Origin of the sequence: Paraburkholderia atlantica (genome assembly GCF_000092885.1) — a bacterium.
Classification (GTDB): Bacteria; Pseudomonadota; Gammaproteobacteria; order Burkholderiales; family Burkholderiaceae; genus Paraburkholderia; species Paraburkholderia atlantica.
Map to the genome: position 1 here is coordinate 2,566,577 of NC_014117.1, position 22,360 is coordinate 2,588,936.

Below are 22,360 nucleotides of genomic sequence, written 5' to 3' on the forward strand. Positions count from 1 at the left end.
TTGGCTATAATCTCGTTTCTGTGTGCGGCTGTAGCTCAGTTGGATAGAGTACTTGGCTACGAACCAAGGGGTCGTGGGTTCGAATCCTGCCAGCCGCGCCACCTTATTCGAGAACTTCCTTGCCGGGAGTTCTCAGGTTTCACCGGTTTTTGCAGTAAGCATCACCGTTTTGCGTGCGGCTGTAGCTCAGTTGGATAGAGTACTTGGCTACGAACCAAGGGGTCGTGGGTTCGAATCCTGCCAGCCGCGCCATCCATGAAGGGCCTTCCAATCGGAAGGCCCTTTGTTTTTATGACGCCCCAAGCCGTGCCCATGCGCCGGCAACTCAACGCGGCGGCGACTGGATATCCCCAATCTGCCCGTCCGGGTGCGGCAAGTCCTCGACGACCCCGCCTACCGTCTGCTCGCTGATCGTCTCGGCCCGCATGCCTGTCAGTGCCTGGCGCTCCCGCAGCACGTCGTCAACGGTATCGCCAAAATGGCTCGCGACGAACGCCCGCAGCAAAGCAATGCGCAGCGAGTCGCCCCTGCCCTCCGAGGCTCGCTGGCCGTCTTTGAACTCCGCGACGCACAACGCTCCTTTTTCGCTCTGCTCGCGCACGTCGAGGCGCATCGCGCGCTCGAGCACGACGGCAGCCGCCTCCCATGACGCGCAAGGCGTGAACCGCCCGTCCCACGGACGACCACGATCGTTGCCGCGGATCGCGACAGTCTCGCCACTATCGGTAAAGTAGATTTCGCGCACGAAGTCGTGCAGGCTGCGCGCCACCCAGTAATCCAGCGCCACGCCAGCGAGGTCGGATACGTTCATCTGCGTTCTCCCCGGGTTCAGGTGAGACTTGCCTTCAGTTGTATCCTGAGCCGCACGAAAGATGCCTGGCTGGCGTGCAGCGCCAGTCCAGGCCGCGCCGACGCCCAGTCGGAAGCCGCTCAGTAATCCGCGCGCTCGCGGTCGATACGCATGCCGCCGTCGTGGCGGTGATGCCCTTCTTCGCTCGGCCGCTCACGCGTGATGCGCATCACGTCCGGATTCGTGCGCACGCGCCGCATTACATTGGCCAGATGCACACGATCGCTGACCTGAATCACGAAGCGCAGAATCGTGGATTCCTGCGACAGATCTTCGTCCATCGCAATATGGACGATGTTCGCGTCCGCCGACGTGATGTCGGCCGCTACGCGGGCAAATACGCCCTTGGTGTTCTTGACCAACACCTTGACCGCGACATCGAACAGACGCCCGGGCTGCGGCGCCCACGCGACGTCGATCCAGCGACCCGGATCGCGGCGATGGATACGCTGCGCGACGCGGCAGTCGGTGGTGTGGATCGCCATGCCGAGGCCGATGCCGATATAGCCCATGATGTCGTCGCCCGGAATCGGACGGCAACACGCGGACAGCTGCACCGACATGCCTTCGGTACCAGTGATGACCACCGGCGGCGCATGCGGCGTCGAGCCGGATTCGGAGCGCGAGCCGTCGTCGTCGGCGTCGCGCCCGCTCATCAGCACTTCGATGCGCTTGGCCATCACCGCGGCGACCCGCCGGCCGAGACCGATGTCCGCGAAAATTTCCTGACGGTTCTTATTGCCCGTCCACTGCACGAGCTTTTCCCACGCTTCCGGCGTCACGTCCGATAGCGCGAGGCCGTAGCCCTTCAACGCCTGATCGACGAGACGCTCGCCGAGCTGCACCGACTCGTTCAGGCGCATCGTCTTCAGATAATGACGGATCGCCGAGCGCGCCTTGCCGCTGCGCACGAAGCCGAGCCACGCGGGGTTCGGCTTCGAATACGGCGCCGTGATCACTTCGACGATGTCGCCGCTCTTCAGCTCGGTACGCAACGGCAACAGCTCGTTGTTGATCTTCACCGCGACGCATTGGTTGCCGAGGTCGCTGTGGATCGAATATGCGAAGTCGAGCGCGGTGGCGCCGCGCGGCAGCGCCATGATCTTCGACTTCGGCGTGAACACGTAGACCGCGTCCGGGAACAGGTCGATCTTCACGTGCTCGAGGAATTCGCTCGAATCGCCCGCTTCGCTCTGAATGTCGAGCAGCGACTTCAGCCACTGATGCGCGCGCTTTTGCACGTCGTTCAGATCCGCACTGCCGTTCTTGTACAGCCAATGCGCGGCGACGCCCGCCTCGGCGATCTCGTGCATCTTGCGCGTGCGTACCTGAAACTCGATCGGCGCGCCGAACGGGCCGACGAGCGTGGTGTGCAGCGACTGGTAGCCGTTCACCTTCGGGATCGCGATGTAGTCCTTGAACTTGCCCGGCACCGGTTTGAACAGCGCATGCAGCGCGCCGATGCAGGTATAGCACTCGAGCGCGCTGTCGACGACCACGCGAAAACCATACACGTCGAGCACCTGCGAGAACGACAGCTGCTTGTCGCGCATCTTCTTGTAGATGCTGAAGATGGTTTTCTCGCGACCGGTGACTTCGGCGTCGAGCTTTGCGTCGGCAATCGCACGCTGCACCGATTCAAGAATCTTGCCGACCACCTCGCGACGATTACCGCGCGCCGCCTTCACGGCTTTTTCGAGCGTCGCGTAACGGTGCGGGTTGAAGTTCGCGAAGCTCAGGTCCTGCAGTTCGCGATAGGTGTTGTTCAGGCCGAGCCGGTGAGCGATCGGCGCGTAAATGTCGAGCGTTTCGCGCGCTACGCGGCGACGTTTCTCCGGCGGCACCGCGCCGAGCGTGCGCATGTTGTGGAGCCGGTCCGCGAGCTTCACGAGGATCACGCGCACGTCGCGCGCCATTGCGAGCAGCATTTTGCGGAAGTTCTCCGCCTGCGCTTCCTCGCGATTGCGAAACTCCATTTTGTCCAGCTTGGACAACCCGTCGACCAGTTCCGCGACCTTCGCGCCGAAGCGCTCGGCGAGCTCCGCCTTGGTCACGCCCTGGTCTTCCATCACGTCGTGCAGAAGCGCCGCCATGATCGACTGGGCGTCGAGATTCCAGCCCGCGCAGATTTCCGCGACTGCGACCGGATGCGTGATGTAGGGCTCGCCGCTCTGGCGATACTGGCCGAGGTGGGCTTCGTCGCTGAAGTGAAACGCCGCCTTGACGTCCTTGATTTCTTCCGGCGGCAGATAGCCGGCCAACGCGGACGTCAGATTGGCGATGGAGACGACGTCATGCCGGCGCGGCTGCTCCGGCGTGGCGGTCGGCCCGAACAGATGACGAAACGATTGCTCGAGGACCGCGTCGATGTACTTGCGTGCAGACGACGGTGCGTCGGTGTCGTGTTCCGCTTCCGTGGCGGTGGGCGGGGTAGCACTCATGGTCGCCTCCGGTAGCGGTCAGGGTTGGACACAGTTCTGCACGTTGAGCAATCCGGTGTGGCGAATACCGGGTAAGTCGAAAACGAAAATCCGTGCGCCTTAGACCGGCACCTTCTTCAGCATTTCGACGCCGACCTGACCCGATGCGATTTCACGCAGCGCGAGGACGGTGGGCTTGTCGCGGCTTTCGATCTTCGGCGTGTGGCCTTGCGCGAGCTGACGCGCGCGATAGGTTGCGGCAAGCGCGAGTTCGAAACGGTTCGGGATCTGTTTGAGGCAGTCTTCGACGGTAATGCGGGCCATGTTGGGTTCCTTCTCAGTATGTTGCTTATTCTACCTTATGTGCCTGACAGCACGCCGGGTTCACGGGTGCGGCAGGTGGATGCCGAGCTGCATGAAAAGCTGCGTGTGACGCGCGTACTGCGACGCGAAGCGCGAGCGCGTCGCGCCGACGAGGCATTGCAATTCAGCCAGCGCGCGATCGAAGTTTTCGTTGATCACGACGTACTCCGCTTCGGCCGCGTGCGCGATCTCACCGCCTGCCGCGAGCAGGCGTCGCGTGATCACGTTCGGTTCGTCCTGGCCGCGCTTTTTCAGACGCTCTTCGAGCGCTTCGAGCGACGGCGGCAGAATGAAAATCTCCACCGCGTTGTGGAACTGCTTCTTCACCTGTTGCGCGCCCTGCCAGTCGATTTCGAGCAGCACGTCATGACCGTTTTTCATCTGCTCCTCGATCCACACGCGCGACGTGCCGTAGTAGTTGCCGTGCACTTCCGCACTTTCGAGAAACTCGCCCGCGTCGTGACGCCGCATGAAATCTTCGACGGTCGTGAAGTGATAGTGCTCGCCGTCCTGCTCCTTCGGACGCGGCGGGCGGGTCGTGTACGAGATCGACAGACGGATCGCGTCGTCGCCCGCAAGCAGCGCGTTGACGAGCGTCGACTTGCCCGCGCCCGACGGCGCGACGACCATGAACAGATTGCCGGGATAGGCGCCGGCGTACGGATGGCGCGGAGCGCCGGGTTCGCGTGGATGGTGGTCGGTCATGACGTAGTGCTCCAGCCTTATTCGAGATTCTGTACTTGCTCGCGCATCTGTTCGATCAGCAGCTTCAGGGTCATCGACGAATCCGCGAGTTCCTTCGCCGCCGCCTTCGAACCGAGCGTGTTCGCTTCGCGGTTCAGCTCCTGCATCATGAAGTCGAGCCGCTTGCCGACCTTGCCGCCCTTCTCGATCACATGACGCGTTTCGTTCAGGTGCGCGGTGAGGCGCGACAGCTCTTCGGCGATGTCGATGCGAATGCCGTACATCGTCACTTCCTGGCGAATCCGCTCGTTGATCTCTTCGCGCGACACGATCGTCGCGGCCCCATCCGGCGCGGCGATGCCGAGCGCCTCCTGCAGACGCTCGACGATCTTCTGCTGATGCCGCGCAATCAGTTCGGGCACGAGCGGCGTGATCTTCGTGACGATCGTTTCCATTTCGGTGACGTTGCCGAGCAGCATCGTCGCGAGTTGCGCGCCTTCGCGCGCGCGCACGTCGATCAGGTCCGCGATCGCCTGCTTGCCGCACGCGAGCACCGTGTCGCGCAACGTCTCGGGCGCAATGCCGCTTTCGGCGAGCACACCGGGCCAGCGCAGAATTTCGCCAGTCCGCAGACGGCCGGCTTCCGGAAACGTGTCGAGCACGGCGCGTTCCAGCTGCGCGAGTTGCGCGAGCGCATCGCGGTTGATCGCGCCCGCGTTCGCCGACTGCTCGCTGCGCTGCAAATTCACGCGAATGTCGACCTTGCCGCGCGACAGCTTGTTCATCAGCATTTCGCGCAGCGTCGGTTCGACGACGCGCACGTCTTCCGGCATGCGGAAGTTCAGATCGAGAAAGCGCGAGTTCACCGTGCGCAATTCGACCGACACGCTGACGCCGCCAGTGCCCGAAGCCGCCACGAGTTCGCGCGTAGCGCTCGCATAGCCAGTCATGCTGTAGATCATCGTATTTCTCGCGATTGCGGCCATGCGTTCGACGATGGCCTGAGAAGCGGATCGCCCGGCGTGTACGAGACGCGGGGCGGGGAACCGGCATTATCCCATTTTTGGCGGCGCCATCCGCCCGCGAGCGAGCACGGATGCGGCCCGGCACGTGGCTGCTTTCACGGTACGGATTGCCGCTCGTCGTTGCGATGACCGTCGCGCGCTCATGCGGCATTCATCATCCGCAAGCTTGTGTGCCATGCGTATGGACAACCGCCCTATTCGATCGGCGGTAAAATTAGGGTTTTTCCTCCGCCCCTCTTCCGGCCTTTCGGCACACAACGCGACCCATTCCGACATGAGCAACGACACCCACCGCCCCAGCGGCCGCCAGCCCAACCAGTTGCGCGACGTGCGCATCACGCGTCACTACACGAAGCATGCGGAGGGCTCGGTGCTGGTCGAGTTCGGCGACACCAAGGTGATCTGCACCGCGAGCGTCAGCGAGAGCGTACCGCCGTTTCTGCGCGATCGCGGCCAGGGCTGGCTCACCGCCGAATACGGCATGCTGCCCCGCGCCACGCATACGCGCAGCGACCGCGAAGCCGCGCGCGGCAAACAGACCGGCCGCACGCAGGAAATTCAGCGGCTGATCGGCCGCGCGCTGCGCTCGGTGTTCGATCTCGAAAAGCTCGGCGCGCGCACGATCAATCTCGACTGCGACGTGATCCAGGCCGATGGCGGCACACGCACCGCGAGCATCACCGGTGCGTTCGTCGCCGCGCATGATGCGGTCGCCAGATTGCTCGCCACGGGCCGCATCGAAAGCTCGCCGATCACAGATTACGTCGCCGCGATTTCGGTGGGCGTGTACGACGGCGTGCCGGTGCTCGACCTCGACTACGACGAAGACTCGCAGTGCGACACCGACATGAACGTCGTGATGACGGGCGCGGGCGGTTTCGTCGAAATTCAGGGCACCGCGGAAGGCGTGCCCTTTTCGCGCGAAGAAATGAATGCGCTGCTCGATCTCGCGAGCGACGGCATCAGCACGCTGATCGCGAAGCAGAAGGAAGCGCTGGGAGTGCGGCAGTGAATGAGGTTCGTCAGGACGGCCGCGGCAACGATGCTCACGGCATGACGTTGGGCATGCCGTTGAAAAAAGTCGTGCTCGCGTCGAACAACGCGGGCAAGCTGCGAGAATTCGCGGCGCTACTCGGCGCGGCCGGCATCGAGTTGATTCCGCAAGGCGAACTCAATGTGCCGGAAGCTGAAGAGCCGCACCCCACCTTCGTCGAAAACGCGCTGGCCAAGGCGCGTCACGCGGCGAAGCTGACCGGCCTGCCCGCGCTCGCCGACGACTCCGGCCTTTGCGTGCGCGCGCTGCGCGGTGCGCCGGGCGTCTACTCGGCCCGCTTCGCGCAACTCGCCGGCGGCGAAAAAAGCGACGCGGCGAACAACGCGCGACTCGTCGAAGAACTGCGGAGCGCGAGCGATCGCCGCGGCTATTACTACTGCGTGCTCGCCCTCGTGCGTCACGCGGACGATCCCGAACCGCTGATCGCGGAAGGCCGCTGGCATGGCGAAATCCTCGACGCGCCGCGCGGCGAGCATGGCTTCGGTTACGACCCGTACTTCTATCTGCCGTCGCTTAACGCGAGCGCCGCCGAGCTCGAGCCGGCGGTCAAGAACGCCAGCAGTCATCGCGCGATCGCGCTGCGGCAACTGCTCGCTCGCCTGTCGGAGGAAGCGTGATTCCGATCCGATCGACGCCGGCGGACATCGGCAACGGTGTCGTCAAGGCATTCACGTCCCCGGGCGGCATCCGTTTGACGTCGCTGCCGCCCCTGGCACTTTATGTGCATTTTCCGTGGTGCGTGCGCAAGTGCCCGTATTGCGATTTCAATTCGCATGAGTGGAAGGGCGCGTCGTTCCCGGAGAGCGACTACCTCGACGCGCTGCGCGCCGATCTGGAAATGGCCTTGCCACTGATCTGGGGCCGCCAGGTGCATACGGTGTTCATCGGCGGGGGCACGCCGAGTTTGCTGTCGGCGGCGGGGCTCGATCGCATGCTGTCGGATATTCGCGCGCTGCTGCCGCTCGACGCCGACGCGGAAATCACACTCGAAGCGAACCCCGGCACGTTCGAAGCCGACAAGTTCGCGCAGTTTCGCGCGAGTGGCGTGAACCGGCTGTCGGTGGGCATCCAGAGTTTCAACGAAACGCAGCTGAAGGCGCTCGGCCGCATCCACGACGCGGCGCAAGCGCGCCACGCGGTCGAAGTCGCCGCGACCACGTTCGACAACTTCAACCTCGACCTGATGTTCGCGCTGCCCAAGCAAACGCTCGCCGAATGCCAGGCCGACGTGGAAACGGCGTTGTCGTTCGCACCGCCGCATCTGTCGCTGTATCACCTGACGCTCGAACCGAACACGCTGTTCGCCAAATTTCCGCCCGCGCTGCCCGACGACGACGCGTCCGCGGACATGCAGGACTGGATTCATCAACGCACCGCCGCGGCCGGCTACGAGCGCTACGAAGTGTCCGCGTACGCGCGGCCGCATCGGCAGAGCAAACACAATCTGAACTACTGGCGCTTCGGCGACTATCTCGGCATCGGCGCGGGCGCGCATACGAAGCTGTCGTTTCCGAATCGCATTGTGCGTCAGGCGCGCTATAAACATCCAACCACGTTCATCGAGCAGGCCAGGGCCGGCGCAAGCGTGCAGGAAGAGCACGAGGTCGGGCCGCGCGATCTGCCGTTCGAGTTCATGCTGAATGCGCTGCGCCTGGTGGAAGGGTTTCCGGTGCATCGGTTCATCGAACGCACGGGTCTGTCGATCACGACGATCGAACCGGCGTTGCAGGAAGCAGAACGGCGCAAGCTGATCACGCGCGACCACGAACGGATCGCGCCGACGCCGCTCGGGCAGGCGTTCCTGAATGACCTGCAGGCGCTATTTCTGAAGGATCCGCTGTGATGGCGACTCGCCTGGACTCGGCAGCGAAGTCTTTCCAGGTTACAATTCGCGGTTTGGAGGTGTGGCCGAGTGGTTTAAGGCACCGGTCTTGAAAACCGGCGAAGGAGCAATCCTTCCGTGAGTTCGAATCTCACCGCCTCCGCCAGTCTTCCAAGAAAAACCCCGTAAGTTCAGCGACTTACGGGGTTTTTGCTTTTCTTATCCCGATGATCCTTGTGCGAGTGCCATCAGCGACCAGAAAGACCATAGACGAGAGGTACGGTTGCTGCCCGCGAGCATCCGCGCTACGGGCGCGAAAAACCGCAATGTTCTCGCAGGCGCTTTTTTCTGTTTCGTCGAAACCCGTGGAGATTTTGGGCGGTCGCCCATGTACGGACTGCCTGTCGCACGGTAACTATCTGACTGCTGTCAACACCGGCAGCGACTTCAGATAGAACAATGACACACCTATGTCCCTGTCCGTATTTGAGATGCACTCCGTGGAGCTGTTCTGCCAGCGGCCACCGGGTGCCTGTTATGTCATCTGTGACGAGTGGCACTATAAAGCGTGCCTTGGCAAGGCAGCAGACCGTCAGAAGGCCAGGGCGGAGACCCGGGAATTTCTTGAGATTGCCGAACTGAATCACAGGAAGTGGGAGGAGGACCGGAAGCTGGTCAGGCGCATCCAGAAGAGTGGCTGGCTGTTCTTCCATAGCGCGCGGCACCGTAGCCCTGACACCGATGGCTGGTGGGTCATCCTTGGTCTTCTCGAAGAGGTTCGCCGGGGTAACCTGGTTGCCATTAAAGGTCCGCGTGATGGCATGTTTCCGTCACCGTACAGCAGCACGCCGTTAAGGAATCCGGTAGCGAGGACCGGCAGTCACCCGGACCGCGAGCCCATTCTGTCCGTCCAGTATGATCCGGCCACCTGGCAAAACGAGCTGAACGCTGCGCGGGCAGCCAGAGCTGGCAATAGAGGCGCATCAACGCTGCTCGGCGACGCCCAGCCGTTTGAGTATGCACCTGATGCGTTGAGCGGCGATGTCGTTGAACTCGCCGCGAGCACCAATAACCCACGCTATGCCGCCAAGATGCTTGGATACCAGCAAAACGCGTTCAGCGACATGCTTCACGCTATGAAGCAGTACAACAAATTGCGCGGCGACAACAACGTAATCTGGCATGACGATGGAGACGTGGAGTTTAACGGCGTGATTATCGACAACATGCACAGTTGGGCACCCTAAAGGAATGTAATGGTAACGACCCATCAACTTGCACATGCTTCTTTCACTATCTATCAGGATGTGGAGCGACCCGAATTCTGGACAAACTATTTTGGCGTTGAACCGGACATGCAGAGCGTTCGGGGGCAGTTCCGGACTACACCATCTGGGCGCACTAGCAAGTACCCCGCTCGAATTGGTGTATGGAGTGTAGATAGCAAGGGGCATGTTCAGAGTAATCTTCTTGCGCCTCACCTTCGCTATCTTGTCGAACGCTTGGCATTGCCCCGATCAGACCTGCCCGAATTGCTCAAGCGCACTGGCGCACAGATGCGTTTCTTCTGTTATTGGGACAATGAGAGCGGCGACCGCGTGCCTGATGTGCCCGACGATATTCGCACCATGATGGAAGCGATGGGCGGCACGGTTGAGATTGATGAATATCGATAGAGCCTCACTCGAATGCACCAGCCGATCCTCGCGAGTCGGCTTTTTTGTGCGGGCTTGTAAGGCACAGCGCAAGTGTTTATGGGCCGCACTTGTGAATCAATCCCCTATGCCGCAAACATGCACGGCCCACGCTTCCATCGTCGGCCGGCGCTGTTCCACCGAATCGATGCGGTGATAAGCCGCCTCAACCTTGTTCGACACAGTATGCGCAAGCGCCCGTTCGGCAAGGGTTGCGCCAAGGCATTGCCGGTTGATGCTCGATCTTTGCCGCGCGCTTCGGCAGGATGTGATCGACCACGCTAACCGGGTTCGACGCAATTTGGCCGTGAGCCCATGCCCATTGCATAACGGCGTGCACGCGCTGGCGGTGCGGCTAGCCTTGCCGCCGAGCTTCGGAAACACACAGGTATCAAGCGTGCTGATCCACTGCGCGGCGTGCTTCCCTCTTCTTCCAGCCGGGTTTGAGTCCGCCATGAAGTTCCCGCGCCGACTCCTCGAAAGTGAGCGCGGCGGGAGCAATACAGGCGGCCTGCTGTTCGCGGAATGACGGCGTTTTTGTTTTTTGCGGCTTCGAAAACGAGAGAAGCCTGTGGAGCTTCACGTACTCGCTTACACCACCCCGAATTAAACCACCCCCACCGCCTCAACCTCGATCTTGAACCCATAGTGCAACTGCGGCACCGGCACGACCGCGCGCGCCGGTTTTGCCTCACCCGCCCAGCGCGCATAGATCTGATTGAAGCTAGCCCAATGTTCGACATCAACGACATACACGCGCACCTGCACCAGTTGCGCGACGCTGCTGCCGACGCTTTCGAGCGCCGCCTTCACATTGGCGAGAACCTGTTCGGCCTGCGCGTCGAATGACGCATCGGCGAGCTTGTCGCCTTGCGCATTGATCGGCAATTGCCCGGACACGAAGACGAAGCCATTCGCGACCGCCACATGACTGTAGTGACCGCCGGGTTTCGCCAGCGCGGCTGGGTTGTCGGTATGAGGCAAACGTGGGGCGTGCGTGCTATCGGTCATCAACCACTCCAGAAGTGAAATTCCCGGAGCGGTTCATCGCCTTGCTTCATTCAGCACAAGCCCGCGCACGGCGCATCACGCAGCCGCCATCTCGAGCTTCTCGCGCGCATCCGCACAACGGCGATTCAGATCGCGATGCATCAGCTGGCTATCGAGCAGCGCCGATACATCCGTCAACCCGTGATCAAAGCGCAACACATATTCGATGTCTGTGTAATCGTAGTAAGCGCCGCTGTCGGCCAGCCGTTGCGCTTCGGCGAATGCGGCAAATTGCCGTTCGCCGTTCATCAGGTCTTTGATCGCCATGACTGCCGCTCCGAGGAACAGTGACTTCATCATAGCAATGCAAACCGCGACGCACGGTGGTGCGCGCGCAACACCAGGTGTTTTCCGGAGAAGCAGCTTTCACGCCGTTTTCACAGCGCTCGCACAGCACGCTCACATAGCCGCAACCGGCGACTTCGTCCCGTTCCAGCGCATCACGAGCATGCGTCCGACAAAGCACAGGCAGCCCGCCACGCCGACGACGATGCCCATGCCCTTCGGCGTGCCGTCCTGCCACAGTCCGACCGCGAGGCTCGACAACGCGCCGAGCGCGAGCTGCACCGCGCCGAACACGGCCGCCGCGGCGCCCGCGTTGACGGGATAGCGATGCATCAGATCGGTCGTGCAGTTGGCGGACAACACGCCCACCACGCTGACGACGAAGAACAGCCCGAACACGATCGACCACAAGCCGCCCCACCCCGTCAGCGACACGACGGACACGAACAGCGACGCGACGAAGCTCACGGTCGCCGCGAACGAGATGATCGGCACCGGCCCGAGCCGGCCGACGAACCGCGTATTCAGGTAATTGCCGAACATGATGCCGACGATATTCAGCCCGAACAGGAAGCCATAGTGCTGCGCGGACACGTGGAAATACTCGATATAGACGAACGGCGTCGCCGTGATGTACGCGAACATCGACGCGAACGCCATGCCGCCGCACAGCATGTGCCCCCACGCGACCGGATCGCGCAGCAGCGTGCCATACGCGCCGAACGACTTCAGCAGCGCCGACTGCGCGCGCATCTCGCGCGGCCACGTCTCCGGCACCTTCAGGAATGCGGTCGCCGCGCACACGGAACCGAACAGCGTCAGCGCGACGAACACGGCGCGCCAGCCGCCCAACAGCAGCAACTGTCCGCCGATCAGCGGCGCGAGCAGCGGACCGATCGCCGTAACGATCGCGATCATCGACAGTACGCGCGCCGCATCGCCAGGCTCGTGCGCGTCGCGCGCGATCGCACGAGAGAGCACCGACGCCGCGCCCGCGCCCAGCGCCTGCACGAAGCGAAAGCCGACCAGCGAGCCGATCGAGGTCGACAGCGCGCAGGCGATGCTCGCGAGCGCAAACATGATGATGCCGCCGAGCAGGATCGGCCGGCGGCCATAGGTATCGGACAGCGGACCATACAGCAGCATGCCGATCGAAAAGCCGAACATGAAGCTCGTCAGCGTCGATTGCGCGGCGCCCGTGCTGACCGCGAAGGCCTGCGCGATGGTCGGCAGGCTCGGCAAATACATGTCGATGGAAATCGGCCCGCACGCGGCCAGCGCGCCTAGCAACAAAATCAGCCGGCCATCTGGCCGGCGTTTGACGACGTGAGACATGGGAAATCCGGATGGAACGCCGCGCCGGCATCGGCAGCGGAACGGGTGAAGCCGGAACGGCCATCAGCTGACCGGCTCGATTGTACGCGACGGTTAACCCGCTGACTGTGCGGGAGGCAGCGCCGCGCGGCGCAAACACCATCGATCGGTTAAGCTGCCGCCTGCATGTCCAACGCACTTTCCCCGATCCCGTTCGAACCCGCGATGACCGCCTTCCTGCTGATCTGGAGCCCCAAAAAATGGCCGTGGCCCGAGCTGCCCGACATCGCGAAACGCGTGGCGGCCGGCGAAGCGGTGACCGACGCATGGGGCTGCGGCTTCGCGCGCGGCATCCTGCCCGGCGATCGCGTGTTCCTGCATCGCGTCGCGCAGGAGCCGAAGGGCATCTTCGGCTCGGGCTACGTGACGCACGCGCCGTACGAAGTCCCCGACGCGTCGACCAAACGCGGCTACCGGCTGTGCATCGACTTCGTCTACGACTGGCTCGTCGATGCGCATCACGCGCCGGTCATCCCACGCGATCAACTGCGCGTGCATCCGTTCTCGGTGCAGACGTGGGATGCGCAAAGCTCCGGAACGATCATCAAGCCCATCGCCGAAGGCGCGCTGGAGAAGCGCTGGGCCGAATTGACCGGCAAGCGCAAGCCGCCGGCGATACCCGCGCCGGGCAGCTAGGCCCCAAAACGCTCGCCGCTGCGACCGCCCGCCCGCACAGCCCGCCTGCGCCGACTCCGGTACAATTTCTCGATCCATCCCAGCATCGCGCGAAGTGCCCGCGGGAATCGTCCGAGGCCCTTCGCGCCGCTGCGCAACCCTTGCTCCCTATTCCAGCCATCGCCATGTCCAGAAACGAAACCCTCTTCGAACGCGCGCAACGCACGATCCCCGGCGGCGTGAATTCGCCGGTGCGCGCTTTCCGTTCCGTCGGCGGCACTCCGCGTTTCATCGAGCGCGCGCAAGGCCCGTACTTCTGGGACGCGGACGGCCAGCGCTATACCGACTACATCGGCTCGTGGGGTCCCATGATCCTCGGCCACGTTCACCCCGAAGTGCTCGAAGCCGTGCAGCGCGTGCTCGTGAATGGCTTCTCGTTCGGCGCGCCGACCGAGTCGGAAGTCGAGATCGCCGAGGAAATCTGCAAGCTGGTGCCGTCGATCGAACAGGTGCGCATGGTGTCGAGCGGTACCGAGGCGACCATGAGCGCGCTGCGTCTCGCGCGCGGCTTCACGAACCGCAGCCGTATCGTCAAGTTCGAAGGCTGCTATCACGGCCACGCGGACAGCCTGCTCGTGAAGGCCGGCTCGGGCCTCCTGACCTTCGGCAATCCGACCTCGGCGGGCGTGCCGGTCGATATCGCGAAGCACACCACCGTGCTCGAATACAACAACGTCGCCGAGCTCGAAGAAGCGTTCAAGGCATTCGGCAACGAAATCGCCTCGGTGATCGTCGAACCGGTCGCGGGCAATATGAACCTCGTGCGCGCAACGCCCGAATTCCTGCAGGCGCTGCGCCGCCTGTGTACCGAGTACGGCTCGGTGCTGATTTTCGACGAAGTGATGTGCGGCTTCCGCGTCGCGCTCGGCGGCGCGCAGCAGCTGTACGGCATCACGCCGGACCTCACGTGTCTGGGCAAGGTGATCGGCGGCGGCATGCCGGCGGCGGCGTTCGGCGGCCGGCGCGACATCATGGCTCACCTCGCGCCGCTCGGCGGCGTCTATCAGGCGGGCACGCTGTCGGGCAATCCGATCGCGGTCGCGGCCGGCCTGAAGACGCTGCAGCTGATCCAGGCGCCCGGCTTCTACGACACGCTCGCCGCGCGCGCCACGCGTCTCGCGCAAGGGCTCGCGCGGGTCGCCCGCGAAGCGGACGTGCCGTTCGCAGCCGATGCGCTCGGCGGCATGTTCGGCATCTACTTCCGCGAATCGATCCCGACGAGCTTCGCCGACGTCACGAAGAGCGACGTGCCGCGCTTCAACGCGTTCTTCCACAAGATGCTCGACGCGGGCGTGTACTTCGCACCGTCCGCGTATGAGGCGGGCTTCGTGTCGAGCGCGCACGACGACGCGGTGATCGACGCGACGATCGAAGCAGCGCGCGGCGCGTTCGCAGCGTTGAAGGGCTGAAGGCGGACCTGACGCAAAGGCCGCAACCCGCACGACCCAGACACCGCACCACAACGGACACCGATGTTCTCGCAAACCGATTTCGTCCATATGGAACGCGCGCTCGCGCTCGCGAAGCGCGGCATGTACACGACCGACCCGAATCCGCGCGTCGGTTGCGTGCTCGTCAGAAACGGCGAGGTGATCGGCGAAGGCTACACGCAGCCTGCCGGACAGGATCACGCCGAGATTCGCGCGCTGAAGGACGCGCGCTCGCGCGGCCACGATCTGCGCGGCGCAACCGCCTACGTGACGCTCGAACCGTGCAGCCATTTCGGCCGCACGCCGCCGTGCGCGAACGCGCTGATCGAAGCGCAGATCGGCCGCGTGATCGCGGCGATGGAAGATCCCAATCCACAGGTCTCCGGCCGTGGTCTCGCGATGCTGCGCGAAGCCGGTATCGAAGTGCGCTGCGGGCTGCTCGCGAACGAAGCGCGGGAGCTGAACATCGGCTTCGTGTCGCGCATGACGCGCGGCCGTCCGTGGGTGCGCATGAAAGTGGCGGCATCGCTCGATGGCCGCACCGGCTTGCCTTCGGGTGAGAGCCAGTGGATCACGAGCGCGGCCGCGCGCGCCGACGGTCATGCGTGGCGTGCGCGCGCGTCGGCGATCCTGACGGGCATCGGCACCGTGCGCGAAGACAATCCGCGCATGACCGTGCGCGCGGTCGATACGCCGCGCCAACCGCACCGCGTGCTGATCGACAGCCAGCTCGACGTGCCGCTCGACGCGCAGATCCTGGCCGGCGCGCCGACGCTGATCTTCTGCGGCGAACTCGATGCGCGTCTCGAAGAACGCGCGGTTGCGCTGCGCGAGCGCGGCGCCGAGATCGTGCCGCTGCCGAACGCGTTCGGCAAGGTGGATCTGCCGCGCATGCTGAGCGTGCTCGGCGAGCGCAACGTGAACGAATTGCACGTCGAAGCCGGCTACAAACTGAACGGCTCGCTGCTGCGCGAAGGCTGCGTCGATGAACTGCTCGTCTATCTCGCGCCGAGCCTGCTCGGCATGGACTCGATGAGCATGTTCAATCTGGACTCGCCCGACCTGCTCGAAGACCGCGTGAAGCTCAATTTCCACATGGTCGAACGGATCGGCGACGATCTGCGGATTCTCGCGCGCTTCGCACCGACAGCCGCACCCGGGACCGACGCCGTGTCCCCCACCGTTTCGAAATGATCAAGGATTAGCACGATGTTTACAGGAATCGTCGCGGCAGTGGGCCGCATCGAATCAGTCAAGCCGCTCGGTACGGGCGGCGACGCGGGCGTGCGCCTGAACGTCGAGGCGGGCGGCCTCGATCTCGCCGACGTGCAGCTCGGCGACAGCATCACGATTCAGGGCGCCTGCATGACGGTGGTCGCGAAGACCGCGCATTCGTTCGAAGTCGACGTGTCGCGCGAAAGCCTGAACCGCACGGCTGGTCTAGGCGAAACCGGCGAGGTCAATCTCGAGAAGGCGCTGCGCGCGCATGACCGGCTCGGTGGACATATCGTCTCCGGACACGTCGATGGGCTCGGCACCGTCACGCGTTTCGCGCCGGTCGGCGAATCGCACGAGCTGCGCATTCTCGCGCCGCGCGACATCGGCCGTTATCTCGCGCACAAGGGTTCGATTACGGTCAACGGCGTGAGTCTGACCGTGAACTCCGTCGCTGATCGCGACGATGGCTGCGAGTTTTCGATCAATCTGATTCCGCATACCGTGCAGGTGACGGCGCTCAAGCATCTGCGCGATGGCGTGAAAGTGAATCTGGAGATCGATCTGATTGCGCGCTATGTCGAGCGGATGCTCAATGCGCCGCGCGATGGCGATCAATCGTTGAAGTAATCCCGTTCGGGGCGAATCGCTCTTCTGAGTGAGTCAGGAGCCGTGGCCCAGCGCGCGTGCACGGTCCGAATCCGATCAGGACAATGAAAATGCCGCGCCTGCACGGTTGCTGGAATTCACGGCCTGTCCGCCTGACGAAAGCGTCGCTGATCGTTACCTGCATCGGGGCGTTTGAACGGCGCGTCAGACGGATTCCGACCGCACCTGCGACTTCAGATCGAGCAAGCCTTCCTCATGCGTCGCTAACGACGCTTCAAGACGCCGCGCGAGCTTCGTCAACCGAGCGATCGACGCGCGGCACCGTTGCGCGGCATGGCCGGACAGGCTCAGCACGCACTCGCGAATCGCGCCGCTGAGCGCGGCATGGAGGCGGCCGTAATCGACGCCTGCGACCTCGGACACCGGTCCATTTGCACCCGCGCGCTCGACGGCGATATCGTCGAAACCGACATCGTCAGCCAGCTCGATGCGTGCGAGCGAAGCGTCGGGCTCGATCAGATAATCGCCCAGCAGCCTGTCTGCCTCGCGACGATACAGCTCGAATATCGATTGCGACAGCGCATTGCACAGCCCGATCACGTCATGCGTCGCCGCATGCGCATCGAGCAACGCGGGCAGCGTCGGCACGATGCCGCGCCACACCGAGTTGGCAAGCTGCTCCTGCTGTTGCTCGAGCTGCTCGAGCGCCGCCTGCGAAGACTCGCCCAGTCCGGCGAGCAACGGCAGCACATCGCTTTGCAGGTTGCCGAGCACATTCTCTTCCAGATGATGCAGCAGCACCTCGGCCCGCTTGCGCCGCTTATACGCGAGCGCCGGTCCGGTGATGTCGAGCAACGCGGCATACAGCCGCTCGAAGCCAGCTTCGCTCATGGCTTCGGCCGTCTGCCCCGCCTCGCGCGCCACATACGCGGAGATCGACACCGGCGGTTTCAGCAGCGTCTTGTCGACGCCCATCGCGACGAGCTTGTGTTCCGCTCGCACCTTGACGTCGTGCTCCTGCAGCGCGCGACGCGGCGCGCTCTTGTTGCACAGGTACTTGACGAGTTCGCCGTCGACTTCGTCTTCCTCGTACTCGTCGCTACGAGTCACGACAGGCAGCAGCGGCTTGTTGCGATGCAATTCGCGGCCGAGCTCGTCGAGCTCCTGCACCTGGCCGGGCGACGTGGAGCCGCTCAGCCACAGCACACCGTCAGCGCTATCGGTAAAGCGCTGCGTCAATGCGGCGTTTTCCGGCGTCACCGAATGCAACCCCGGCGTGTCGAGCAGCACCAGCTTTGCGCCGAGGCGTACGCCTTGCAGCCGCGAGGTCGTTTCGGTCGCGCCTTCAGTAAAGGGCTCCGACGTTTCGACTACGCGACCCGCATCGACATGGAAATACTGCACGCTGCGCTCGTGTGCAGCGAAGCGCTCGGCCAGGAAATTGCAGAACGAGCTTTTGCCCGCGTTGAACTTGCCGAACACGAGCAGCAGTGCCTGATCGTAGAAATGGTCGGCGAGCTGCCGGGCCGCTTCGAGGCTCGACCACTGTTGCCTCGATGCTTGCACGCTGTCGCGCAGCAGCGCGTTGATCGCATCGGCCCGAATGGCCAGTGCGCTGTTTGCGTGCAAGCCGTCGCACGTCAAACAGCCGTTGTGCAGATCGGCGCTCAGCTTCGCGAGCCAGTCGTTCAGCGCATACAGCAGCGCGTCGATATCCTCGGCGATGAAATCGAATGCATCGACCTCGGCGATGAAACATTGCTCGTGGCTCGCGTCGGCTGTCATGCGCGCGCCCCCAGTATCCGCATTGCGGCCGCCGCGTCGTCCGATGCGACGAGCGCCGCTTGCGTATCGGCGATCTGCGCGGCCAGCGCCTTGCGGTCGGCGGACAGCTCGAAGTAGTGCGTGAACTCGCGCTGCATGCGTTCGCGTCCCGTCGCTTCGCAGAACATGCGGCGCAGATCCTTGCGGAACTTCACCGACACGCCCATCACCGCGATCATCACCGAGTTCAGACTTTTTGCCGCAGTGTGCCGCTCCGCCGGCAGACCGATGACACCGTGCCCGGTCAGCATCGCATCGATCTCGATGCACGCGCGCGAGTACGCGATCTGGATGTGCGCGCGCTCCAGTTTGCCCGCGGTGATCGCGTAGGCGTCCTTCGCGGTATCGGGCACGATCGCGTGATCGGTGCCGAGCGCATTCAACATCGCGTCGATGTCGGCGCTGACCTTGCCGATGACGGCCGCGAGGCTCCGATCGAAGGCCTGCTTTTGTTGTTGCTGGGTGGTGCGCAAAATGTCCAGCGACGTCTGCCGTGCCGCGCGCAGCCGTTGCAGTTCGTCGCGGATTTCGCCGATCAGAAGCGTGATTTCGTGAGCGCGCGCATCCGGCACACGCGCGAGTTTCGCGCGCAACGCGGTGTGCAGCGCGGGGATGCCGCTCTTTTCCAGCAGCAGTTTCTTGCCGCCGTCGAGCCCCTTGCGATGCCGCATCGACGACACCGCGTTCAGCGCGAAACCGGGCATCTGCCGGTCGATCGCCGCGCCGATGTTCTGCAACGCTGCGTCGTCGGGGAGCTGGTCGACTTGCGACAGCACGAACAGCGTCTGCCGGCCGGTCCTGACGCGGTCGGCGTCGAGCTCGGTCAGCAGCGTCAGTTCCTTCACGTCGAGCTCGCCCTCTTTCGCGGCGTGCACGAACAGGCGAATGTCGGACTTCAGCCACGCGGCGCGCAACGCTTCGCGGTCGTCTTCGCTGCCGACGTCGGCGTCGAGTCCCGGCGCGTCGAGCCAGCGCACACCCTGATGCACGCTGTCGGACAGGCGCACCGTTTCGCGCCGGTCCGACACCGCGAACGCATCGCGGCCCAACAGCTCGTTGAGCAGACTGCTCTTGCCGTGGTTGTATTTACCGACGACGGTGACGACCGGTTCACTGTCGTCGATCAGAATCAGCAGGCGCGCCAGATCGTGGGCCCGATCGGGCAGCACGGACGCGACATCGTGCGCTGCCTGCTCACGCAGTTTGCTCGACACCGTCAACTCCTCGACGCTTCAGGGGATTGATCCGGCCGGCAGGACTGCCGGCCGTTGGCAACGAAAGGCGGCGGCCGTGTCGCCACGGCGCCGCCTCGTGCGATTACGCTTCGGCCGAAGCGCGCAGACGATGGACGAGCTGGTTGTCCTTACCCTGGACTAGCGGCGTGATCGTGAAGTTGAACTCGATGTCCTTGTACGCATCGGCCTTCAGACCCAGCGCCGCGCCACCGGTTTTCTCGACGACCGGCGGAATCAGTTCTTCGCGCGTTGCATACGCGAAGTCGTCCCAAATCAGCGGATCGCCTTCGATGTTGAACTGCGTGGTCAGCTTGCGATGACCGTCGCTGCTGACGAAGAAGTGCACGTGCGCCGGACGGTTGCCGTGACGGCCCAGCACGTTCAGCAGCTGCTGCGTCGCGCCGTGCGGCGGGCAGCCGTAGCCGACCGGCATCAGCGTGCGGAACTCGTACTTGCCGTCGGCGCCGGTCTTCACCGCGCCGCGCAGGTTGAATTCGCTCTGCGCGCCGGTCGGGTCGAAGTGCGAGTAGAAGCCCTTCGAGTTCGCGTGCCAGCACTCGACGAGCGCGCCCGCGACCGGCTTGCCGTCCAGATCCTTGACCGTGCCGCGGATCACCAGCGGGCCCGCGTCTTCGTCGGCGTTGATGTCGATCTTCGATACGCCGTCGCGCACCGGCGCGCCGGCCACGTACAGCGGGCCTTCGATCGTGCGCGGCGTGCCGCCTTCGAGACCGATCTTCTTGTCCTCGGCGTCCATGCGGATGTCGAGATATTTCTCGAGACCGAGGCCGGCTGCGAGCAGCGCTGCTTCGCCGTCCTGGCCCAGCTTGTTCAGATAGTTGACGCCGGCCCAGATTTCGTCGGGCGTGATGTCGAGGTCATCGATTGCCTTGAACAGGTCGCCCAGTAGACGGAAAACGATCTGCTGGGAACGTGCGTTGCCGTTGCCGGCATCGACGTTGGAAGCGGCCTTCAGCAGATCCTGCACTTCTTTGGTTTCAAATACTTTGACGCTCACGATGACTGTCTCCAGTTGGTATAGGGGGAAAAGATGGCTTTGGATGCGCTCGCCTTGAAATGCGCCCGGCCCCTGGGCTCAGATGTCGTCGTCCCGAATCGACGACGGGTGACGACACAGAGGCGTCACCGAAATCTTCATGTACGGGAACAGAGGCAAACCGGACAGAATGTCGTGAAGTTCGGCATTGCTCTCTACATCGAAGATGCTGTAGTTCGCGTACTCGCCAACGAGGCGCCAGATATGACGCCACTTGCCGCTACGCTGGAGTTCCTGCGAGTAAGCTTTCTCGCGGGTCTTGATTTCGTTCGCCACCTCGGCCGGCATGTCGACCGGCAGGTTCACGTCCATTCGTACATGGAAAAGCATGTTTGAATCCTCTTGATCTGAATCCGTTTAGCGGGTGACCTTCATCAGCCCTTCTCGAGTGAATCGCTTGACCTTCGCCTCGTCGAGTTCGATGCCGAGACCCGGGCCGTTCGGCACGGTCAGTTCGAAGTCGCTGTAATCGAGCGGTGTGGTCAGAATTTCTTCGGTGATCAGCAACGGCCCGAACAGCTCGGTGCCCCATTGCAGATTCGCGAAGCTCGCGAACAGATGCGCCGACGCCACCGTGCTGAACGCGCCTTCGAGCATCGTGCCGCCATACAGCTCGATGCCGGCCGCATCGGCGATCGCGGCCACGCGCTGCGCGGCGAACAGGCCGCCGCTCTGTTCGATCTTGATCGCGAACACATCGGCGCCGCCGTTCTTCGCGATCTCGAACGCGCTGTCCGGACCCTGCAGCACTTCGTCGGCCATCAGCGCGACCGGGAAGCGGCGCATCAGGCGCGCGAGCGCCGCGGCGGATGCAACCGGCTGCTCGACCAGATCGCAGCCCGCGTCGGCCAGCGCCGGAATCGCCCAGGCGGCCTGGGTCTCGCTCCACGCCATGTTCACGTCGACGCGCACCGCGGCGCGTTCGCCGACCGCTTTCTTGATGTCGGCGACGTGTTTGATGTCGGTCTTCAGTTCCTTCGCGCCGATCTTCAGCTTGAAGACCTTGTGGCGGCGTACGTCGAGCATGTGCTCGGCTTCGGCGATGTCCTTCGCGGTATCGCCCGACGCGAGCGTCCACGCCACCGGCAGGCGCTCACGGCGACGGCCGCCGAGCAGCTCGCTCACCGGCACGCCGAGGCGCTTGCCGTGCGCGTCGAGCAGCGCGGTTTCGAGCGCGCTCTTCGAGAAATGATTGACCTTGACCAGCTTGCCGAGGTGCGCCATCAGCGCCTGGATCTGCGTCGCGTCCTTGCCGATCATCGCGGGGGCGAAGTAGGCGTCGATCGCGAGCTTCATCGCCTCGGGGCTTTCCGGGCCGTACGCCATGCCGGCGATCGTGGTGCCTTCGCCGATCCCGACGATGCCGTCACTGCAGTACACCTTGACCAGCATCAGCGTCTGCCCGTACATCGTGGCGACCGACAGCTTGTGAGGGCGGATCGTCGGCAGATCGACGAGGCGGGTTTCGATACGTTCGATGGTCGCGTGGGTCATGGCGGCTGCGGCGGGAAGTGAGTTCATTGGATGTTTTTATACCCCTCGCCCATTCGGCCCGTCCAATACTTTTCCTGTCCTTTTTCATACCTTCAGGGTATGGCGAGGCCCGCAACCCCGGCCTTTCTATGGATTCTGCATCGCACCATGCATGTGGCGCATTGAAAAACAGGCCGTTTTCGCGCCGCGAATATGATCTG

General features: G+C 63.6%; 23 protein-coding genes and 3 tRNA genes. 12 read left to right on the plus strand and 14 right to left on the minus strand.

Going from position 1 to position 22,360, the window contains the following annotated elements:
* Nucleotides 1-24 precede the first annotated feature (24 nt).
* Nucleotides 25-101 (plus strand) — tRNA-Arg (locus BC1002_RS11465).
* 74 nt (nucleotides 102-175) lie between these two features.
* A tRNA-Arg gene (locus BC1002_RS11470) sits at nucleotides 176-252 on the plus strand.
* A 73-nt stretch (nucleotides 253-325) separates the two neighbouring features.
* On the opposite strand, the gene BC1002_RS11475 is transcribed toward BC1002_RS11470, so the two are convergent.
* The 5 genes from BC1002_RS11475 to BC1002_RS11495 form a co-directional block, all read right to left on the minus strand.
* A complete protein-coding gene (locus BC1002_RS11475) occupies nucleotides 326-811 on the minus strand; it encodes a phage protein NinX family protein (RefSeq protein ID WP_013090201.1) in 486 nt (161 codons plus the stop codon).
* Between the two features lie 119 nt (nucleotides 812-930).
* Nucleotides 931-3,291: a RelA/SpoT family protein gene (locus BC1002_RS11480; protein ID WP_013090202.1), complete on the minus strand. Its 2,361-nt coding sequence runs from the start codon at nucleotides 3,289-3,291 to the stop codon at nucleotides 931-933.
* Nucleotides 3,292-3,390: 99 nt separating this feature from the next.
* Nucleotides 3,391-3,594, minus strand: a complete 204-nt coding sequence (rpoZ, locus tag BC1002_RS11485; protein WP_008921215.1) for a DNA-directed RNA polymerase subunit omega — start codon at nucleotides 3,592-3,594, stop codon at nucleotides 3,391-3,393.
* Between the two features lie 60 nt (nucleotides 3,595-3,654).
* On the minus strand, nucleotides 3,655-4,338 hold the full coding sequence (gene gmk, locus BC1002_RS11490) for a guanylate kinase (protein ID WP_013090203.1): 684 nt from the start codon (nucleotides 4,336-4,338) through the stop codon (nucleotides 3,655-3,657).
* A gap of 17 nt (nucleotides 4,339-4,355) precedes the next feature.
* Nucleotides 4,356-5,279, minus strand: a complete 924-nt coding sequence (locus BC1002_RS11495) for a YicC/YloC family endoribonuclease (RefSeq protein WP_013090204.1) — start codon at nucleotides 5,277-5,279, stop codon at nucleotides 4,356-4,358.
* Between the two features lie 337 nt (nucleotides 5,280-5,616).
* Here BC1002_RS11495 and rph point away from each other — a divergent pair, with 337 nt between their 5' ends.
* The 6 genes from rph to BC1002_RS11525 all read left to right on the plus strand — a co-directional run bounded on the left by rph (nucleotide 5,617) and on the right by BC1002_RS11525 (nucleotide 9,894).
* The gene (gene rph / locus BC1002_RS11500) at nucleotides 5,617-6,354 is read left to right on the plus strand and encodes a ribonuclease PH (protein WP_013090205.1); all 738 of its coding nucleotides are present in this window, start codon (nucleotides 5,617-5,619) and stop codon (nucleotides 6,352-6,354) included.
* Nucleotides 6,351-7,013: an RdgB/HAM1 family non-canonical purine NTP pyrophosphatase gene (gene rdgB / locus BC1002_RS11505; RefSeq protein ID WP_013090206.1), complete on the plus strand. Its 663-nt coding sequence runs from the start codon at nucleotides 6,351-6,353 to the stop codon at nucleotides 7,011-7,013. Before rph ends, rdgB begins: the two co-directional genes overlap by 4 nt.
* Nucleotides 7,010-8,239, plus strand: coding sequence for a radical SAM family heme chaperone HemW (gene hemW, locus BC1002_RS11510; RefSeq protein ID WP_013090207.1), 1,230 nt, complete (start codon nucleotides 7,010-7,012; stop codon nucleotides 8,237-8,239). The genes rdgB and hemW overlap by 4 nt, the downstream gene beginning before the upstream one ends.
* Before the next feature lie 55 nt (nucleotides 8,240-8,294).
* Nucleotides 8,295-8,384, plus strand: a tRNA-Ser gene (locus BC1002_RS11515).
* A 304-nt stretch (nucleotides 8,385-8,688) separates the two neighbouring features.
* Nucleotides 8,689-9,465 carry a hypothetical protein gene (locus BC1002_RS11520; RefSeq protein ID WP_013090208.1) on the plus strand — a complete coding sequence of 259 codons (777 nt, stop codon included), beginning with the start codon at nucleotides 8,689-8,691 and terminating at the stop codon, nucleotides 9,463-9,465.
* Between the two features lie 9 nt (nucleotides 9,466-9,474).
* The gene (locus tag BC1002_RS11525; RefSeq protein ID WP_013090209.1) at nucleotides 9,475-9,894 is read left to right on the plus strand and encodes a DUF4279 domain-containing protein; all 420 of its coding nucleotides are present in this window, start codon (nucleotides 9,475-9,477) and stop codon (nucleotides 9,892-9,894) included.
* A 409-nt stretch (nucleotides 9,895-10,303) separates the two neighbouring features.
* Here BC1002_RS11525 and BC1002_RS38830 read toward each other — a convergent pair whose 3' ends face one another.
* The 4 genes from BC1002_RS38830 to BC1002_RS11545 form a co-directional block, all read right to left on the minus strand.
* Nucleotides 10,304-10,495: a hypothetical protein gene (locus BC1002_RS38830; protein WP_238537891.1), complete on the minus strand. Its 192-nt coding sequence runs from the start codon at nucleotides 10,493-10,495 to the stop codon at nucleotides 10,304-10,306.
* A gap of 23 nt (nucleotides 10,496-10,518) precedes the next feature.
* On the minus strand, nucleotides 10,519-10,923 hold the full coding sequence (locus tag BC1002_RS11535; RefSeq protein ID WP_013090210.1) for a RidA family protein: 405 nt from the start codon (nucleotides 10,921-10,923) through the stop codon (nucleotides 10,519-10,521).
* Between the two features lie 75 nt (nucleotides 10,924-10,998).
* Nucleotides 10,999-11,229 (minus strand): hypothetical protein, encoded by a 231-nt coding sequence (locus BC1002_RS11540; RefSeq protein ID WP_013090211.1) that lies wholly within the window; start codon nucleotides 11,227-11,229, stop codon nucleotides 10,999-11,001.
* 132 nt (nucleotides 11,230-11,361) lie between these two features.
* Nucleotides 11,362-12,582, minus strand: a complete 1,221-nt coding sequence (locus BC1002_RS11545) for a Bcr/CflA family multidrug efflux MFS transporter (RefSeq protein WP_013090212.1) — start codon at nucleotides 12,580-12,582, stop codon at nucleotides 11,362-11,364.
* 204 nt (nucleotides 12,583-12,786) lie between these two features.
* Between BC1002_RS11545 and BC1002_RS11550 the strand changes: the two genes are divergently transcribed.
* The 4 genes from BC1002_RS11550 to BC1002_RS11565 all read left to right on the plus strand — a co-directional run bounded on the left by BC1002_RS11550 (nucleotide 12,787) and on the right by BC1002_RS11565 (nucleotide 16,571).
* Nucleotides 12,787-13,257 (plus strand): hypothetical protein, encoded by a 471-nt coding sequence (locus tag BC1002_RS11550; protein WP_041734685.1) that lies wholly within the window; start codon nucleotides 12,787-12,789, stop codon nucleotides 13,255-13,257.
* Between the two features lie 164 nt (nucleotides 13,258-13,421).
* A complete protein-coding gene (hemL, locus tag BC1002_RS11555; RefSeq protein ID WP_013090214.1) occupies nucleotides 13,422-14,705 on the plus strand; it encodes a glutamate-1-semialdehyde 2,1-aminomutase in 1,284 nt (427 codons plus the stop codon).
* 63 nt (nucleotides 14,706-14,768) lie between these two features.
* Entirely contained in the window at nucleotides 14,769-15,920 is a 1,152-nt protein-coding gene (ribD, locus tag BC1002_RS11560) for a bifunctional diaminohydroxyphosphoribosylaminopyrimidine deaminase/5-amino-6-(5-phosphoribosylamino)uracil reductase RibD (protein ID WP_013090215.1), read from the plus strand.
* Between the two features lie 15 nt (nucleotides 15,921-15,935).
* Nucleotides 15,936-16,571, plus strand: coding sequence for a riboflavin synthase (locus tag BC1002_RS11565; RefSeq protein WP_013090216.1), 636 nt, complete (start codon nucleotides 15,936-15,938; stop codon nucleotides 16,569-16,571).
* Nucleotides 16,572-16,754: 183 nt separating this feature from the next.
* On the opposite strand, the gene BC1002_RS11570 is transcribed toward BC1002_RS11565, so the two are convergent.
* The 5 genes from BC1002_RS11570 to BC1002_RS11590 form a co-directional block, all read right to left on the minus strand.
* A complete protein-coding gene (locus BC1002_RS11570; RefSeq protein ID WP_013090217.1) occupies nucleotides 16,755-18,335 on the minus strand; it encodes a GTPase in 1,581 nt (526 codons plus the stop codon).
* Complete coding sequence (locus tag BC1002_RS11575) at nucleotides 18,332-19,588, minus strand: GTPase (protein WP_013090218.1); 1,257 nt, start codon at nucleotides 19,586-19,588, stop codon at nucleotides 18,332-18,334. Before BC1002_RS11575 ends, BC1002_RS11570 begins: the two co-directional genes overlap by 4 nt.
* A 103-nt stretch (nucleotides 19,589-19,691) precedes the next feature.
* A complete protein-coding gene (catA, locus tag BC1002_RS11580; protein WP_013090219.1) occupies nucleotides 19,692-20,627 on the minus strand; it encodes a catechol 1,2-dioxygenase in 936 nt (311 codons plus the stop codon).
* Between the two features lie 78 nt (nucleotides 20,628-20,705).
* Nucleotides 20,706-20,996, minus strand: coding sequence for a muconolactone Delta-isomerase (gene catC / locus BC1002_RS11585; protein WP_013090220.1), 291 nt, complete (start codon nucleotides 20,994-20,996; stop codon nucleotides 20,706-20,708).
* A gap of 27 nt (nucleotides 20,997-21,023) precedes the next feature.
* Nucleotides 21,024-22,160, minus strand: coding sequence for a muconate/chloromuconate family cycloisomerase (locus tag BC1002_RS11590; protein ID WP_013090221.1), 1,137 nt, complete (start codon nucleotides 22,158-22,160; stop codon nucleotides 21,024-21,026).
* Nucleotides 22,161-22,360 lie beyond the last annotated feature (200 nt).